The organism is Pseudomonas sp. BP01 (assembly GCF_022760795.1).
Classification (GTDB): Bacteria; Pseudomonadota; Gammaproteobacteria; order Pseudomonadales; family Pseudomonadaceae; genus Aquipseudomonas; species Aquipseudomonas putida_Q.
This window is the reverse complement of record NZ_JAFBKA010000051.1, coordinates 1-16,296: the sequence shown is the minus strand read 5'-3', so window position 1 is coordinate 16,296 and position 16,296 is coordinate 1. Positions and strand designations below refer to the sequence as shown.

The 16,296-nt window shown below is 64.8% G+C and carries 11 protein-coding genes and 2 tRNA genes; 5 read left to right on the top strand and 8 right to left on the bottom strand.

Going from position 1 to position 16,296, the window contains the following annotated elements; genetic code table 11:
* Window positions 1-190: 190 nt before the first annotated feature.
* The 3 genes from JOY50_RS27850 to JOY50_RS27840 form a co-directional block, all read right to left on the bottom strand.
* The gene (locus JOY50_RS27850; RefSeq protein WP_132844485.1) at window positions 191-943 is read right to left on the bottom strand and encodes an FKBP-type peptidyl-prolyl cis-trans isomerase; all 753 of its coding nucleotides are present in this window, start codon (window positions 941-943) and stop codon (window positions 191-193) included.
* 242 nt (window positions 944-1,185) lie between these two features.
* Entirely contained in the window at window positions 1,186-2,118 is a 933-nt protein-coding gene (pcaQ, locus tag JOY50_RS27845; protein ID WP_132844482.1) for a pca operon transcription factor PcaQ, read from the bottom strand.
* 10 nt (window positions 2,119-2,128) lie between these two features.
* Window positions 2,129-3,058 carry an AraC family transcriptional regulator gene (locus tag JOY50_RS27840; protein ID WP_132844480.1) on the bottom strand — a complete coding sequence of 310 codons (930 nt, stop codon included), beginning with the start codon at window positions 3,056-3,058 and terminating at the stop codon, window positions 2,129-2,131.
* A gap of 350 nt (window positions 3,059-3,408) precedes the next feature.
* Between JOY50_RS27840 and JOY50_RS27835 the strand changes: the two genes are divergently transcribed.
* The 4 genes from JOY50_RS27835 to JOY50_RS27820 all read left to right on the top strand — a co-directional run bounded on the left by JOY50_RS27835 (window position 3,409) and on the right by JOY50_RS27820 (window position 7,342).
* Window positions 3,409-4,749, top strand: a complete 1,341-nt coding sequence (locus JOY50_RS27835; protein WP_110745601.1) for an MFS transporter — start codon at window positions 3,409-3,411, stop codon at window positions 4,747-4,749.
* A gap of 130 nt (window positions 4,750-4,879) precedes the next feature.
* Window positions 4,880-5,590, top strand: a complete 711-nt coding sequence (locus JOY50_RS27830) for a fumarylacetoacetate hydrolase family protein (RefSeq protein ID WP_132844477.1) — start codon at window positions 4,880-4,882, stop codon at window positions 5,588-5,590.
* A gap of 18 nt (window positions 5,591-5,608) precedes the next feature.
* The gene (locus JOY50_RS27825) at window positions 5,609-6,367 is read left to right on the top strand and encodes an SDR family oxidoreductase (RefSeq protein ID WP_132844474.1); all 759 of its coding nucleotides are present in this window, start codon (window positions 5,609-5,611) and stop codon (window positions 6,365-6,367) included.
* A 24-nt stretch (window positions 6,368-6,391) separates the two neighbouring features.
* Window positions 6,392-7,342, top strand: a complete 951-nt coding sequence (locus tag JOY50_RS27820; RefSeq protein ID WP_132844471.1) for a 2-hydroxyacid dehydrogenase — start codon at window positions 6,392-6,394, stop codon at window positions 7,340-7,342.
* Window positions 7,343-7,464: 122 nt separating this feature from the next.
* On the opposite strand, the gene nirD is transcribed toward JOY50_RS27820, so the two are convergent.
* The 3 genes from nirD to JOY50_RS27805 all read right to left on the bottom strand — a co-directional run bounded on the left by nirD (window position 7,465) and on the right by JOY50_RS27805 (window position 14,709).
* Window positions 7,465-7,827, bottom strand: coding sequence for a nitrite reductase small subunit NirD (nirD, locus tag JOY50_RS27815; RefSeq protein WP_132844468.1), 363 nt, complete (start codon window positions 7,825-7,827; stop codon window positions 7,465-7,467).
* Window positions 7,827-10,379, bottom strand: a complete 2,553-nt coding sequence (gene nirB / locus JOY50_RS27810; protein ID WP_132844465.1) for a nitrite reductase large subunit NirB — start codon at window positions 10,377-10,379, stop codon at window positions 7,827-7,829. Before nirB ends, nirD begins: the two co-directional genes overlap by 1 nt.
* A gap of 304 nt (window positions 10,380-10,683) precedes the next feature.
* Window positions 10,684-14,709, bottom strand: a complete 4,026-nt coding sequence (locus JOY50_RS27805) for a bifunctional nitrate reductase/sulfite reductase flavoprotein subunit alpha (protein WP_243056137.1) — start codon at window positions 14,707-14,709, stop codon at window positions 10,684-10,686.
* 317 nt (window positions 14,710-15,026) lie between these two features.
* On the opposite strand from JOY50_RS27805, the gene map reads away from it, so the two are divergent.
* Entirely contained in the window at window positions 15,027-15,824 is a 798-nt protein-coding gene (map, locus tag JOY50_RS27800; RefSeq protein ID WP_405046018.1) for a type I methionyl aminopeptidase, read from the top strand.
* Window positions 15,825-15,905: 81 nt separating this feature from the next.
* Here map and JOY50_RS27795 read toward each other — a convergent pair.
* Window positions 15,906-15,982: transfer RNA gene (locus JOY50_RS27795), tRNA-Asp, on the bottom strand.
* A 13-nt stretch (window positions 15,983-15,995) separates the two neighbouring features.
* Window positions 15,996-16,071: transfer RNA gene (locus JOY50_RS27790), tRNA-Val, on the bottom strand.
* Window positions 16,072-16,296: the final 225 nt, after the last annotated feature.

Here is a 16,296-nt window from a genome sequence, read left to right as displayed (position 1 = left end):
GGTCAGATCGGGCGTTTTTTACACAACCGTTTCAAGCCATGGGTAGCTGGCCGCAAACGATTTGCGCCAGAAACATCCTATATCTACACGCTGCATTTCCTCGGACAGTATCAGTTGTTGCAGGTTCGTCCAATCGCCACAAACGAAAACGCCCCGTCAGGACGGGGCGTTTTACAAGAACCAACCAGTGTTACTTGGCAGGTGCTTCAGCTGGAGCCTCGGCCTCCGGCTCGCCACCCTGCAGCTGGGCCGGATCCTTGATGGCGATCAGTTCCAGATCGAACACCAGCACCGAGTTCGCCGGGATCAGCGGGCTTGGGCTTTGTGCGCCGTAGGCCAGTTCAGCCGGGATGAACAGCTTGTACTTCTCGCCAACGTGCATCAGCTGCAGGCCTTCGACCCAACCCGGGATCACACCGCTGACCGGCAGGTCGATCGGGCTGCCACGCTCGACAGAGCTGTCGAACACCTTGCCATCGATCAGCTTGCCTTCGTAATGGACAGTGACCACGTCTGTCGGCTTGGGCTGCGGGCCATCAGCCTTCTTGACCACTTCGTACTGCAGGCCCGATGCCGTGGTGACCACGCCTGGTTTCTTGGCGTTTTCTTCAAGGAACTTCTTGCCGGCGGAGGCGGCTTCTTCGCTGGCCTTGGCCAGGCGCTCCTCGGCGCGTTTCTGCAGGGCGGTGAACGCCTCTACCAGCTCTTCGTCCTTGATGCGTTGTTCTTTCTTGCCAACGGCGTCTTCGATACCGAGGGCGACCGATTTCGAATCAAGGTCTTCCATGCCTTCCTGAGCCAGGCTCTTGCCCATGTTCAGGCCGATACCGTAGGAGGCTTTCTGCGCCGGAGTCTTCAGCTCGGGGCTGCTGGCCTGTTGATCACAGCCGGCCAGTACCAGGCCTACCAGGGCAACCGCAGCCGCCAAACGATGCTGTTTCATGCTATTTCCTTGTTCATGCGCCATAAGGGCAATCAGGGTAAAGCCGCGAGCTTAGCAGGCGGCCATGACCAATGGCTACCGGCATAGGAGCGGGTTTTGGTAAGGAAGTTCAGTAGTTAAAAGCTTCTTCATCGAAGCTTTGCAGCCAATGGCCAGTATTGACCCTTCGTACCGGGTTTGCAGGGTTTTTGTGGCTTTTTATTTCTGCGGGTTCTGAAGCAGTTCAGGTAGGCGCGAAACCCTCAAGGATACCGCCCATCCCGATATTCCCCCGCCACCTCCCGCAGCACCTCACCCACCCACTGCCCCGGCAAACTCAACGGCAAGGCCGCATTGCGGCAAATCCCCACCGACCCTCCCGGCTCACGCACGCCAAGGTCAAGCTCGGCCAACTCGCCCCGGCGCAAATCGAGCAGCACCGCATCCCGTGGGGCCACCCACAGCCCATCGCTGCCCAGCAGGTACCGCCGGCTCAGCGCCAGCGACAAGGTCTCCAGGCGCTGCGCCGGCATCTGGATGCCGCACTGCACGAACAGGCTGTCAGCGTGCTGGCGAATGGTGGTGCCGGGCGGTGGCAGCACCAGCGGATACTGCCCAACCCGCTGCCGCTCCACTGGAGCGCTTCCCAGCAAAGGATGGCCGGGGCGCACGACCAGGGCCATCGACTCGCTGTACAGGTGCTCGAACGACAACCCCTGGATCTGCGGGCTGTCGGTCATGCGCCCAACCACCAGTTCCAGTTCACCCAGGTGCAACTGGCTCAGCAACTGCGCACTGACCCCGGTCACCACGCTGATCACCAACGCCTCGTGGCGCTGATGCAGGCGGCACAGCACCTCTGGCATCAGCAACCCCTCGACGGTCGACAGCACGCCAATGCGCACCTGCGACGGCGCCCGCGCTTCACCGCGCAGGCTGCTGACGCCATCGCGCAGCGCCTGCACGCTGGGCCCGGCATAACGCATGAAGCGGGTGCCGGCCGGGGTCAGCTCGACACCCTGGCGGCTGCGCTCGAACAGGCGCGCCTCGAGCAGGTCTTCAAGCTCCTTGAGGGTCTTGGAAATCGCCGGCTGGCTGATCGACAGGATATCGGCCGCCTTGGCCAGGCTGCCCTGCCGGGCAATCTCCAGGAAGCACAGCAGGTGACGGTACTTGATGCGGGTGTCGAGGTTCATGGCAGCAAGCTTAACGCATCGCTACCTGCGGCGTATCCGGGTCGCGCTGCTGGCGGCGGAATTGCCCGGGCGGTAGGCCATGGATCTGCCGGAAGCGCCGGGAAAAGTAGGCTTCATCAGCAAAGCCACAGAGCCGCGCCACCTCGCCCACCGGGCGGCTGCCATTGAGCAGGTAGTTGCGCGCGGTGTGCATGCGCCGCTCCAGCACCAGCTCGCTGAAGGTCTTGCCGATTTCCTTGCGCAGCCAGTGGGTCAGGTAGGTGGGCGACAGGTAGGTGGCGGCGGCGACTTTTTGCAGGTTCAGGTCGGGGTCATCGATATGCCGGCGCAGGTATTCACTCATGCGGCCCAGCGCGGCCCGGCGGCTGAGCTGGGCAGCGTTGCTGTCGGCCAGTTCGCGCAGCGGCTCGGCGTACAGGCCGCAGACCTGGCCGATCAGCTGCAGCAACAGGCCCTTGAGCATTTCGCGGGTGCCAAAGCGGCGGTTGGCATCCAGTTCACGCAAGCGATCGAGGATTTGCCGGGCCTCGGCAAAGTCGGCGTCACCCAGGTAAAAGTCGAGATGCTCTTGAAAGCGAAACGGTGACAGCTCCGGCGCCTGCAGGATCGACACTTCTTCCAGGTCCATCGGGTCGCAGGCCAGGTGCGGCAGGAGGAACGTCTGGGAGAAATTGATCACCACGAAGTCGCTGTCCGCCGGATGTGGGATCACGTGCACCCGGTGCGGCAGGATGAAAGCCAGGGTGTTGCGCCTGAACGGGCGCTGCACGCTGCCGATGTGTTGCACCGTGTCGCCGCCTAAATTGACCTGGATCTGAAAATACTCGTGACGGTGCGGCGCGGTCTCGGCGGGGCGCCCGCGCTGGTCGCGGATGTAGAAATCCATCAGCTCGCTGCGCTGCTGCATGACGTAGGTCGGAACCTCGCGCTTGGGGGGCATTGGGTTGGCTCCAGTCTTCAAGGATGGCGCTGTCTGGCCCCTTCACGGGCAAGGCCGCGAAGAGACCAAGGGCAGGCACAACAGGTTGTACGATGTCTAAAGTCATCAAATTAAACCTGTCTGCAAAAACTCGCGCAACCCTAACCGTCCACAACCCGCTGGGAATGCGACATACAGCTGAAAATACGCGCAAAACCCCACCTTCTGATTTTCTTGGACAGCACAGCCCTACCCCGCCTTCAGCGAAAAAAACGGTCTAAAACCGCCGTTGCATTCAATACGTCGTACGACCACTGTAGGAACGGGACTGCAGCCCAACCTCTACCAACAACAACAAACGAGGTCGACTCATGTCGAGCACGCCTACCCCCCGCGCCGCGTCGTCGTACGCGCTGGACGCGGCCCCTGCCCAGCGCCTGCCCTCACGCCGCCGCTGGTTCATGCTGTCGCTGCTGCTGGTGGCGACCATCATCAACTACGTCGACCGGGTGAACATTTCCATCGCAGCGCCGTTCATGGCCAAGGACCTGGGCCTGGACAAGGTCGAGATGGGCCTGATCTTCTCCGCCTTCGCCTGGACCTACGCATTGGCACTGGTGCCGGCCGGCTTCATCGCCGACCGTTTCGGCTCGCGCCTGACCTACGGCGTGTCGCTGATCAGCTGGTCGGCAGTCACCGTGGCCCAAGGCCTGGCCAGCGGCTTCGCCTCACTGTTCGGCCTGCGCCTGGCGGTCGGCGCCATGGAGGCCCCGGCTTTCCCGGCCAACAGCCGTGCGGTCACGGTGTGGTTCCCCGCCCGCGAGCGCGGCATGGCCAGCAGCATCTACGTATGTGGCCAGTACCTGGGCACCGCGCTGTTCACCGGCGCGCTGCTGTGGCTGGCGACCACCTATGACTGGCGCCACGTGTTCTACAGCACCGGCCTGGTGGGCATCCTGTTCGGCGTCGTGTGGCTGGTGCTATACCGCGACCCGCTGAACTGCAAGAAGGTCAGCAAGGAGGAACTGGCCTACATCGAGAACGGCGGCGGCCTGGTGAAAAGCAGCCAGCAACGTACCCGCTTCGACTGGCGGCAGGTCGCCGAACTGTTCCGCTATCGCCAGGTCTGGGCGATCTGCCTGGGCAAGTTCGCCAGCACCTCGGCACTGTACTTCTTCCTTACCTGGTTCCCCACCTACCTGATCGAAGAACGCCAGCTGACGCTGATCAAGGTCGGCATCTTCGCGGTCATGCCGTTCATTGGTGCCACGGTCGGCATCCTCCTGGCGGGCATCGTCTCCGACCTGCTGATCCGCAAGGGCTACTCGCTGTCGTTTGCCCGCAAGCTGCCGCTGGTGGTGGGCTCGATGCTGGGGATGTCGATCGTGCTGGTGAACTTCACCGATTCCAATGTGCTGTGCATCGCCGTGCTGACCCTGGCGTTCTTCGCCCAGGGCATCGCCTCGTCGTCGTGGGCTGCCGTGTCGGAAGTGGCGCCGAAGGAGCTGATCGGCCTGACCGGCGGCATCACCAGCCTGGCGGCGAACATCGGCGGCATCGTCACACCGATCGTGATCGGCGCCATCGTGCACGCCAGTGGCTCGTTCGCCATGGCGTTCTGGTTCATCGGCGGCGTGGCGTTGATGGGCACGCTGTCTTACTCGCTGCTGCTTGGGAAGCTCTATCGCATCGAGCTGAAAACAACTGCTTGAGATTGCACTGCCTGTGCTGGCGATTGGGCCGGTACAGGTTACTTGGATAATCCAATCCAACCCCGCTTTCGTCCAACTTTGCCGGCCAGCCGCTGGATACGCTGGCCACTCCAGTACGGAGGATTCACCCATGACCTACCTGTTCAACCCGCCGGCCATCGTCAGCCTGCCGATCCGCGGCAGCGATGCGCGCTTCCCCGTCGGCCGGGTGTTCTGCATCGGCCGCAACTACCCGTGGCCGGAATCCTACGGCGCGGCGCCGCTGGAGCCGGTGTTTTTCATGAAGCCGGCGAGCAACGTCGTCGAGGCATCGGGCGAGCTGCCCTTCCCGCCGCAGACCGACGAGTTCTGCCATGAAATCGAGCTGGTCGCGGCCATTGCCAAGGGCGGTGCCGACATTGCCCCGGGACACGCCCTGGAGCACGTGTTCGGCTTCGCCGCCGGCCTGGACCTGACCCGCCGCGATCACCAGCGCAAGGCCAAGGCCGAGGGCCTGCCCTGGGAAGGTGCCAAGGTATTCGAGGCCTCGGCACCGATGACCGCCATCGTCCCCGCCAGCGAATGCGCCTGGCCACTGGATGCGTCGCTGTGGCTGCAAGTCAATGGCGAGGAGCGCCAGCGTGCTCACCTGAGCCAGCAGACCTGGGCATTGGCCGAAGTGATCAGCCGGCTGTCACGCCAGCTGCCGCTGCGCCCGGGCGACCTGATCATGACCGGCAGCCCGCCCGGCGTGGCCCCGCTGAACCCGGGGGACACGATACACGCCGGCATCGACGGTATCGGCGAACTGCATCTGCGTGTCGGCCCCCGCCCTGCCGGACAAACAGCCAACGCAGCCTGAACCTGACGGAGACCCGACATGACCCAGAACAAGAAAATCGCCCTGGTCACCGGTGCCGGTAGCGGCATCGGCCGCGCCGTCGCCCTCGCCCTGCTGGATGACGGCTTCAGCCTGGTGCTCGCCGGGCGCCGCGCCGAACCCCTGCAAGCCGTGGTTGCACAGGCGCTGGCAGCAGGCGGTGAGGCGCTGGCCGTGCCCACCGATGTACGCGACGAGCAGAGCGTCGCGCAGCTGTTCGCCACCATCGAAGAAGTGCACGGCCGGCTCGATGTGATCTTCAACAATGCCGGCATCAACGCGCCCGCCGTGCCGGTGGACGAGCTGCCGCTGGAGAACTGGCGCAACGTCATCGCCACCAACGTCGACGGTGTGTTCCTGTGCGCCCGCGCTGCCTTCGGCCTGATGCGCCGCCAGCAACCGCAAGGTGGGCGAATCATCAACAACGGCTCGATCTCGGCGCACACCCCACGCCCGTTCACTGCACCCTACACGGCCAGCAAGCATGCGGTGCTTGGCCTGACCAAGGCGCTGGCGCTGGATGGCCGGCCGTACAACATCGTGTGTAGCCAGGTGGACATCGGCAACGCCCTGACCGAGTTGTCCGAGCGCATGACCCGGGGGGTACGCCAGGCCAATGGCGAGGTCGCAGCCGAGCCGATGCTGGACGTGCGCCATGTGGCCGATGCGGTGCGCTACATCGCGGCGCTGCCGCTGGACGCCAACGTACTGAACATGACCGTGATGGCCAGCAACATGCCGTTCGTTGGCCGTGGCTGATCCCTGTTTATGATGGAGTGACCGATGAAACCCGAAGTCCTGCAACTGAGCCCTATCCTGATCCCGCAGATCCGTGAGCGCCTGGAACAGCTGTTCACCGTGCACCGCTACTACGAACAGGCCGACAAGGAGGCCTACGTCAGCCAGCATGCCGGCAATATTCGCGGCGTGATCACCGGCGGCCACACCGGTATAAGCCAGGCGCTGATGGCACGCTTGCCCCACCTTGAAGTGATCGCGGTCAATGGTGTCGGTACCGACGCGGTAGACCTGGCCTATGCCCGCGATCGTGGCATCCAGGTAACCGCAACCATCGGTGCCCTCACCGAGGACGTCGCCGATCTCGCGATTGGCCTGCTGATCGGCTTGTGCCGGGGTATCTGCACCGGTGACCGCTTCGTTCGCGCCGGCCATTGGGCCACCAGTGCCACGCCGCTGGCACCGTTGCCACTGGCCCGGCAGGTGTCGGGCATGCGCGTTGGCATCGTCGGCATGGGGCGCGTCGGCCGCGCAGTCGCCCAACGGGCGGCAGCGTTCGGGTGCCCGATTCGCTACACCGACCTGCAGCCGCTGGACGTGCCTTACGGCTTTGAGGCAGACCTGCTGCAGCTGGCCAAGGACAGTGATGCACTGATCCTGGCGGCGGCGGCCGACAAGGGCGAGGCGCTGATCGATCGCCAAGTGCTGCGGGCGTTAGGTGCAGAGGGATACCTGATCAACATCGCACGCGGCAAGCTGGTGGATGAGCCGGCGTTGATCGCGGCGCTGCAGGCCGGGGAAATCGCTGGCGCGGCGCTGGATGTGTTTGCCGACGAACCCCGCGCGCCCGAGGCATTGTTCGAGCGTGAGGATGTGGTGCTGCAGCCGCATCGAGCCAGCGCCACGGTGCAGACCCGCACGCGCATGGGCGAGATGGTGGTGGCCAGCCTGGTGGATGTATTTGCCGGGCGCACGCCGCAGGGCTTGGTGATCTAGCCGGCTGGTGCCGGCCTCTTCGCGGGCTTGCCCCCGCGAAGCATCCAACACGGTGCATGGCACGGGCTTCGCCCGTGTTCGCGCGACAAGCCCGCGAAGTGGGGGCAGCCAACCAATGGTGATCAGGCCACAGACAGCTCCACGGCCTCCCCCTTCAACCGCACCGGCCACACCCGCAACCTCTGCCCGGCATCCTCCAGGCACTCCCCACTCAGCAGGCTGAAGTGCTGCTTGTAGAGCGGCGCTGCCACCACCAACTCACCTTGCACGCTGCCCACCAGCCCGCGGCCGATGATGTTGGCACCGGAACGCGGGTCGCGGTTGTCCACCGCGTACAGCGGCTGCGCCTGCCCCGGCAGGTAGAACAGCGCCACCTGGGCCCCGTCGAGCCACACCACCACCCCGGAGTCAGCCACCAGGTCTTGCGCCTGGCACACCGCCTGCCAGTTTTCACAGGTTTTCACAGCAGCATTGGACAGGTTCATCAGACAGCCTCCTCGACAGTAGGGATCAGGTGCAGCGGCGCCGCTGGCCGGCGTTGTTCGCGTTCACGCACGAAGTGCACGTCCGGGTCAGCGCGGCGATCGTTGACAAAGGTACGGAAACGCTTGAGCTTCTCGGGGTCGTTGAGGGCGTTGGCCCATTCGCATTCATACTGGTCGACCACATGCTGCATCTGGCTTTCCAGCTCGCTGGCGAGCCCCAGGCTATCGTCGATCACGACCTGTTTCAGGTAGTCCAGGCCGCCTTCCAGGTTCTCGCGCCACACCGAGGTGCGCTGCAACTTGTCGGCCGTACGGATGTAGAACATCAGTACGCGGTCGATCAGGCGCACCAGGGTTTCGTCGTCCAGGTCGGTGGCGAACAGCTCGGCATGCCGGGGGCGCATGCCGCCGTTGCCGCACACGTACAGGTTCCAGCCCTTGTCGGTGGCGATCACGCCGATGTCCTTGCTCTGCGCCTCGGCGCATTCACGGGTGCAGCCCGATACCGCGAACTTGAGTTTGTGCGGGCTGCGCAGGCCCTTGTAGCGGTCTTCCAGGCGCAGGGCCATGGCGACGCTGTCTTGCACGCCGTAACGGCACCAGGTGCTGCCCACGCAGGATTTCACCGTGCGGGTCGACTTGCCGTAGGCGTGGCCGGTTTCGAAGCCGGCTTCGATCAGCTCGCCCCAGATCAGCGGCAGCTCGTGCAGCTGGGCGCCGAACAGGTCGATGCGCTGGCCGCCGGTGATCTTGGTGTACAGGTCGTACTTCTTGGCCACCTGGCCGATGACGATGAGCTTGTCGGGGGTGATTTCCCCCCCCGGAATGCGCGGCACCACCGAGTAGGTGCCGTTCTTCTGCATGTTGGCCATGAAGGTGTCGTTGGTGTCCTGCAGCGGCACCAGCGCCGGGTCCATGATCGGCTGGTTCCAGCACGAGGCGAGGATGTTGCCCACCGCCGGCTTGCAGATGTCACAGCCAACGTGGCCCTTGCCGTGGCGTTCGAGCAGCTCGCTGTAGGTGCGGATGCCCTCCACCCGCACCAGCCCGTACAGTTCCTGGCGGGTGTAGGCGAAGTGCTCGCACAGGCTTTTGTCCACCGCCACGCCGCGGGCGGTCAGCTCGTGCTCGAACACCTGCTTGAGCAAGGCCGCGCAACCACCGCAGCCGGTGCCGGCCTTGGTGCAGCCCTTGACCGAAGCAAGGTCGCTGCAACCGCTGTCGATGGCGGCGCACACCGCACCCTTGCTGACGTTGTGGCACGAGCAGATGGTTGCGCTGTCCGGCAGCGCATCGGCGCCAAGGGCCGGTGCACCACCGCCTTGCGGCAGAATTAGCGCTGCCGGGTCGGCTGGCAGGGCGATGCCATTCTGGGCGTATTGCAGCAGGGTGTCGTAGTAGCTGTTGTCGCCGACCAGCACCGCGCCCAGCACGTGCTTGCCGCTGGCGTCTACCACCAGCCGGCGGTACGCGCTGTTGGCTTCGTCGATAAAGCGGTAGCTGCGTGAACCAGGGGTGGCGCCATGGGCATCGCCGATCGAACCGACATCCACGCCCAGCAACTTGAGCTTGGTCGACATGTCGGCGCCGGTAAACGCCACCGCCGCTTCCCCCATCAGCAACGCCGCCAGGTTGCGCGCCATGCTGTAACCCGGGGCGACCAAGCCGAACACGCTACCGTTCCACGAAGCGCACTCGCCGATGGCAAAGATGCGCGGGTCGCTGCTGCGGCAGTGGTTGTCGATCACCACGCCACCGCGGGCGGCGATGTCCAGGCCGCAGCCACGGCCCAAGGCATCCTGCGGGCGAATACCGGCGGAGAACACGATCAGGTCGGCTTCCAGGTGCTCGCCACCGTCGAAGTTCATGCGGTAGCGGTAGGTTTCACCGCCGCTGATCGACTGGGTGGCACGCGACAAGTGCACGCCAACGCCCAGCGCTTCAATCTGTGCCTTGAGCGCGGCACCGCCCTCGCCGTCCAGCTGAACCGGCATCAGCCGTGGGGCAAATTCCACCACGTGGGCTTCCAGGCCCAGCGATTTGAGCGCGTTGGCGGCCTCCAGGCCGAGCAGGCCACCACCGACCACCACGCCACGGCGGGCACCGGCTGCGGCAGCGCGAATGCCATCGAGGTCATCAAGGGTGCGGTAGACCAGACGGGCATTGCCGCTGGAGCCTTCGATCGGCGGCACGAACGGGTATGAGCCAGTGGCCAGGACCAGTTGGTCGTAGCCGTAGCGCCCCTCGGCGGTGACTACTTCGCAGCGCTCACGGTCGATTTCCAGCACGGCCTCACCGAGGTGCAGGTGCACGCCGTTGGCGTTGTAGAAGTCGTGGTCGCACAGGGCCAGGGTCTCGGCACAACTGCCGCCGAAGTATTCGGACAGGTGAACGCGGTCGTAGGCGCGTTGGCGCTCTTCGCCGAACACCCGCACTTCGAAGCGCTGCAGGGCGCCGCGGCTGACCAGTTGTTCGACGCAGTGGTGGCCGACCATGCCGTTGCCGACGATGACCAGTCGCTCTCGTTGCCCGCTGCTCGCTGTTGCCTTCATAAGCCGATCCTCGATCAAAAAAAAAGCGCCTGGAGCCGAAGCTCCAGGCGCCTTTGCCTGTATTCATCACGGTGTGCCCCCGGGTTGATCGCCGTTGATCAGTGGGGCTTGTTGTATTGGAGGTAAAGCAGGGACTGTGCCAATCCTTTTTCCTGTGCTGGCCCTATCGCCGGCAAGCCAGCTCCCACAAGGGCCGCCACAGGTTTCGAGGTTTGCAAGATACCTGTGGGAGCTGGCTTGCCGGCGATAGGGCCAGCACAGCAATTGCACATTCCAAGTGCATCACTCCCCATCCCGGTGCACTTCAGTACACATCCCGCCGATAGCGCTTGGCCTTGCTCAACCCTTCGACATAGGCAGCCGCCGCCGCTGCATCCATCCCGCCGTGCTCAGCCACGACCGTGCGCAACGCCGCATCCACATCCTTGGCCATGCGCTGCGCATCCCCACACACATAGAAATACGCCCCCGCCTCAAGCCATTGCCACAACTGCGCGCCCTGCTCGAGCATGCGCTGCTGCACATAGACCTTCTGCGCCTGGTCCCGCGAGAACGCCGTGTGCAGCCGCAAGTGCCCTGCTGCCTCCCAAGCCTGCAATTGTTCCCGGTAGTAGAAGTCGGTAGCGGCGTACTGCTCGCCAAAGAACAGCCAGTTACCCCCTTTCGCCCCCCGCACCTCCCGCTCCTCAAGAAACGCCCGGAACGGCGCAATGCCGGTACCCGGGCCAACCATGATCACCGGCACGCTGTCGTCTTCGGGCAGCCGGAAGTGCTTCGACACCTGCGGGAAGATAGCCACCTTCACCGCTTGCGCGCGGTCGGCGAGGAAGGCCGAACACACGCCCTTGCGCTCGCCGTACCGCACGGTGGAGACGGTCAGGTGGACCTGGCCCGGATGCGCCAATGGGCTGGAGCTGATCGAGTAAAGACGCGGCTGCAAGGGCTTGAGCAGGTCCAGCCAGCTGGCCAGCGGTAGCTGTTGGGGGAAGGCGCGCAGCACATCGACCAACTGCCGGCCCCACAGCCAGTCCTGCAGCTCGGCCTTGCACTCGGGCTGCAGCAGACGCTGCAGGTCCGGTGCATTGCCAGCGAAGGCCTGCAGTTGCTGCGCGGTGACCTTGGCGATCTCCAGGTGCGTTTGCAGGGCTTCGGCCAGTGGCATGGCCGGCTGGCCCTTGAGCTCGACCATGGCCTGGCCATCGAGCTGCATCAGCGCCAGCAGTTCGTCGACCAGGGCCGGGCAGTTGCGCGGCCACACGCCCAGGGCATCACCGGCGGCATAGCTGAAGCCGCTACCGCTCAGGTCGAACACCAGTTGGCGTGTTTCCTTGCTGGCACCGGGGCTGTTGAGCAGGTGGTTTTCCAGCAAGGCGGCGGCCCAGGGTTGCTGTTTGCTGTAGGCCGCCATGGGTGCAAGTGCGCTGGCCGGCGGTGGCGCAGCGGCACTGCCCAGCGAGGGCAGCAACGCTGCGAGCCAGCCAGCGAACGCTTGATCAAAGTCTGGCTCGCAATCCACCCGTTGCAGCAGGCGACGCCCACCCAGTTCGGCCAGGCGCTGGTCGAGCTTGCGGCCAAAGCCGCAGAACTGGTCGTAACTGGAGTCGCCCAAGGCCAGCACGGCATAGGGCACCTCAGCACAGCAGGCGCCCTCCTCGCCCTGCAAGGCCTGCCAGAACGCCGCCGCGCTGTCGGGCGCGTCGCCATCGCCAAAAGTGCTGGCGATCAACACCACGCTGGCAGCACCCTGCAGCTGGCTTGGGCTGACCGCGTCCATGCAACTGAGCTGCACGTCGAGGCCGGCACCGCGCAGGTGTTCGGCACAGCGCTCGGCCAGCAGCTCGCCGTTGCCGGTCTGCGAGGCCCACAGCACTTGATGCCGTGGCGCCACCAGCGCCGCAGCGGGCAGTGTTGCAGGCTGGGCGAATAGCCCGGCCAGCAAGCCGTCGATAAACAGCCGGCGGTTGGCCGCCAGTGGCGCACTGGCCGGCAGGCGGGGCACACCCTCTGCACGTGCCTGGTCCAGGCCCAGCACGAAACCTTGCAGGTAATGGCGCTCTTCTTCTGCCAGCACCGGGGCTGGCAGGGTGTCCAGGCCAAGCAGACGGGACAGGGTGGCAGTGGGCATGCTGGCTGGCTCCGAAATGGCAGCGTTCAGGTCAAGGGCGTCGATACGCTCGCCTGCGACCCGTTGCAGGGCCACGGCGCAGTGTTTGAAAGCGGGTTGCAGCGACAGCGGGTCGACGGCATCGCAGGTGACCGCATTGATTGCCAGTTGCTCGCCAACCAGGTCGTTCCAGTGAAATGGCGCAAAGCAATTGCCTGGCATGACCCGGTCGCTGATTCGCACCGGTAGCACGGCTTGCCCGCGCCGTGAGCGGATGGCGACCTGGTCTTTTTCAGCAAGACCCAGGCGTGCCGCGTCGTCCGGGTGGACCTCGACGAAGGGGCCGGGCTCCAGCTTGTTCAGCGCCGGCACCTTGCCGGTCTTGGTCAGGGTGTGCCACTGGTGCTGCACGCGGCCGGTGTTCAGCACCAGGGGGTAGTCGCCATCCGGCAACTCTGCTGCCGGCAACCAGGGCCGGGCAAAGAAACGGGCCTTGCCACTGGCGGTGGCGAAGGCCAGCGTCGGGCGGTCGCCCTGGGCATCGTGCAGCAGCGCCTGGCTGCTACCGTCGTTCAGGTAGCGCAATGGGCTGCGGTCGCTGCCACGGCCTGGCGCACAAGGCCACTGGTGCGGTTGCTGGCGCAGTGCGGGGTAGCCGATGCCGCGCAGGTCGTAGCCGGTTGCGGGGTTATGGAAGCGGCGGATTTCTTCATACACCGCTTCGGCATCGGGGTAGTCGAAGGCTTCGCCGTAGCCCATGGCGCAGGCTACGTGGGCGATGATCTGCCAGTCGGGCAGGCTCTGCCCTGGCGGCTCGACGGCGCGCGGCATCAGGGTGAGGTTGCGTTCGCTGTTGATCATCACGCCCTCGCCTTCGGCCCACAGGGCGGCCGGCAGCAGGATGTCGGCGTAGCGGTTGGTTTCGGTGTCGAGGAAGGCATCCTGGGTAATCACCAACTCGGCCTGGCACAGGCCATCGATCACCTGCTGGCGGTTGGCGACGCTGGCCACCGGGTTGCTGCAGATGACCCAGCACGCTTTCACTTCACCCACTTTCATCTGCTCGAACAGCGCCACCGTACCCTCGCCGCCTTCGCAGCGCAGGCTGCCGGGTGGCAGTTGCCACTGCTGCTCGACAAACGCGCGGTCGCCTTCCACCAGCGCCGAGCGCTGGCCTGGCAGGCCGGGGCCCATGTAGCCCATCTCACGGCCGCCCATGGCATTGGGCTGGCCGGTCAGCGAGAACGGCCCGCTACCGGGGCGGCAGATGGCGCCTGTAGCCAGGTGCAGGTTGCAGATGGCGTTGCTGTGCCAGGTACCGTGGATGCTCTGGTTCAGGCCCATGGTCCAGCAGCTCATCCAGTTGTTGGCGCCGCCGATCCATTCGGCGGCCTTGATGATGTCGGCCTCGGCCAGCCCGGTGATGGCGGCTACGCGCTCGGGGGTGTAGTCGTCGAGAAAGGCCGGCAGTTCGTCCCAGCCTTCGGTGTGGCGGGCGATGAAGTCGGGGTTGGTGTGGCCATTGCGGTGTAGCAGATACAACAAGCCGTTGAGCAGGGCCATGTCACTGCCGGGGCGCACTTGCAGGAACAAGTCGGCCTTGTCGGCGGTGGCACTGCGCCGTGGGTCGACAACGATCAGCCTGGCGCCGGCCTTGACCCGGTCGAGCAGGCGCAGGAACAGGATCGGGTGGCAGTCGGCCATGTTGGCGCCGATCACCAGGAACACGTCGGCGTGCTCGAAGTCCTGGTAGCTGCCAGGTGGGCCGTCGGCGCCGAGCGACAGCTTGTAGCCGCTACCGGCACTGGCCATGCACAGGCGCGAGTTGGACTCGATGTGGCGGGTGCGGATAAAGCCTTTGGCCAACTTGTTGGCCAGGTACTGAGCCTCGAGCGACATCTGCCCCGACACGTACAGCGCCACGGCGTCGGGGCCGTGCTGGTCGATGATGCCGCGCAGGCGTTTGCCGGCATCGGCGATGGCCTGGTCCATGCCGGTGCGCGCCGGCGGCTGGCTGCGCTGCTGGCGCACATAGGCGTCTTCCAGGCGGCCGGCGGCGGTCAGCGGCACGTGCGCGGTGAGGCCTTTGGTGCACAGCCGGCCGAAGTTGCTGGGGTGCTGCTTGTCGCCGCTGACCTTGACGACCTTGCCATCGGCAACGCTCATGACGATGCCGCAGCCAACGCCGCAGTAAGGGCAGACGCTGCGTACTTCGCTGTTGGCCATGGGCGGGCTCCTGTGGGAAACGCAAAAAGGCGCCGGCTGCCCGGCTTGCAGAAGCAAGCGGGGCAACACGGCGCCTTTGTCGTGAAGTTTTATGGGCTGTCGACGTTGATAGCCCGGGATGAAGGTAGATCAGCAATTTATGGGCCAGCTATACCGGCCCTTTCGCGGGCACGCCCGCTCCCACAGGGCTATCGCAAGGCCTGAGGGGCGTGCCGTACCTGTGGGAGCGGGCGTGCCCGCGAAGAGGCCGGCACAGGCTACGCACCATGCGGTGGCAACCCGGTACCCGCTGGCGCTATGCTGGGGCAAATTCCAGCATGAGCAACTACCCTCCCCCCATGTCCCAGGTGATTCTCAAGACCCCCGCCCAACTCGACCTGATGCGCCGCGCCGGCCAGCTGCTGGCCCAGGTGTTCGCCGACCTCGACAGCTTCATCGGCCCCGGCGTGACCACCATGCAGATCAACGACCGCGCCGAAGCGTTCATCGTCGACACGCTCAAGGCGCGGCCAGCGAGCAAGGGCCAGTACGGCTTCCCCTATTCCCTCAACACCTCGGTGGACCACGTGGTGTGCCACGGCATGCCCAAGGTCGATGAAGTACTCAAGGAAGGCTCGATCATCAACGTCGACATCACCCTGGAACAGGGCGGCTACATTGCCGACTCCTCGAAGATGTACAGCATCGGCAAGATCAGCGATGAAGCCCGGCGGTTGGTCGACACCACCTACGATGCGCTGTGGAAGGGCATCGAGCAGGTGCGGCCCGGGGCCACGTTGGGCGATATCGGCCACGCCGTCCAGGCCCATGCCGAGGCGGCGGGCTACAGCGTAGTACGCGAGTATTGCGGCCATGGTATCGGCCAGCAGATGCATGAAGGGCCTGAAGTCCTGCACATTGGCCAGCGTGGCATGGGCATGAAGCTGAAACCGGGGATGGTGTTTACCATTGAGCCGATGATCAACCAGGGTGGACGCGGAACGCGCACGTTGAAAGATGGCTGGACGGTGATTACCCGCGACCACAGCCTGTCGGCGCAGTGGGAGCATACCGTGGCGGTGACCGAGGACGGGTTTGAGGTGCTGACCCTACGGGAAGAAGAGCGCCGAAGCTGAAACCGCAGACACAAAAAAAGCGACCCTAAGGTCGCTTTCTTTGTTACTTCCGGGTGTTCAGTGGGCCCTGGAAGTGGAATATGGCGCAGCGGACGGGACTCGAACCCGCGACCCCCGGCGTGACAGGCCGGTATTCTAACCGACTGAACTACCGCTGCGCTATACATCGAGTGGTGGGTGATGACGGGATCGAACCGCCGACCCTCTGCTTGTAAGGCAGATGCTCTCCCGGCTGAGCTAATCACCCATGTCTCTCGGTGTGGCGCGCATTCTACGGGCGACTTGGCGCTCTGGCAAGCACTTATCGAAGTTTTTTCACACTTCGCTCAAACAGCAAATTTCAGGCACAAAAAAAGCGACCCTAAGGTCGCTTTCTTTGTTACTTCCGGGTGTTCAGTGGGCCCTGGAAGTGGAATATGGCGCAGCGGACGGGACTCGAACCCGCGACCCCCGGCGTGACAGGCCGGTATTC

What these genes read in the sequence shown, in the direction of transcription:
- pcaQ (WP_132844482.1), bottom strand. Translation starts at nt 2,118, where the DNA reads ATGAACCTCGACACCCGCATCAAGTACCGTCACCTGCTGTGCTTCCTG.
- nirD (WP_132844468.1), bottom strand. Translation starts at nt 7,827, where the DNA reads ATGAACCTGTCCAATGCTGCTGTGAAAACCTGTGAAAACTGGCAGGCG.
- JOY50_RS27820 (WP_132844471.1), top strand. Translation starts at nt 6,392, where the DNA reads ATGAAACCCGAAGTCCTGCAACTGAGCCCTATCCTGATCCCGCAGATC.
- map (WP_405046018.1), top strand. Translation starts at nt 15,027, where the DNA reads ATGAGCAACTACCCTCCCCCCATGTCCCAGGTGATTCTCAAGACCCCC.
- JOY50_RS27805 (WP_243056137.1), bottom strand. Translation starts at nt 14,709, where the DNA reads ATGGCCAACAGCGAAGTACGCAGCGTCTGCCCTTACTGCGGCGTTGGC.
- JOY50_RS27850 (WP_132844485.1), bottom strand. Translation starts at nt 943, where the DNA reads ATGAAACAGCATCGTTTGGCGGCTGCGGTTGCCCTGGTAGGCCTGGTA.
- nirB (WP_132844465.1), bottom strand. Translation starts at nt 10,379, where the DNA reads ATGAAGGCAACAGCGAGCAGCGGGCAACGAGAGCGACTGGTCATCGTC.
- JOY50_RS27830 (WP_132844477.1), top strand. Translation starts at nt 4,880, where the DNA reads ATGACCTACCTGTTCAACCCGCCGGCCATCGTCAGCCTGCCGATCCGC.
- JOY50_RS27825 (WP_132844474.1), top strand. Translation starts at nt 5,609, where the DNA reads ATGACCCAGAACAAGAAAATCGCCCTGGTCACCGGTGCCGGTAGCGGC.
- JOY50_RS27835 (WP_110745601.1), top strand. Translation starts at nt 3,409, where the DNA reads ATGTCGAGCACGCCTACCCCCCGCGCCGCGTCGTCGTACGCGCTGGAC.
- JOY50_RS27840 (WP_132844480.1), bottom strand. Translation starts at nt 3,058, where the DNA reads ATGCCCCCCAAGCGCGAGGTTCCGACCTACGTCATGCAGCAGCGCAGC.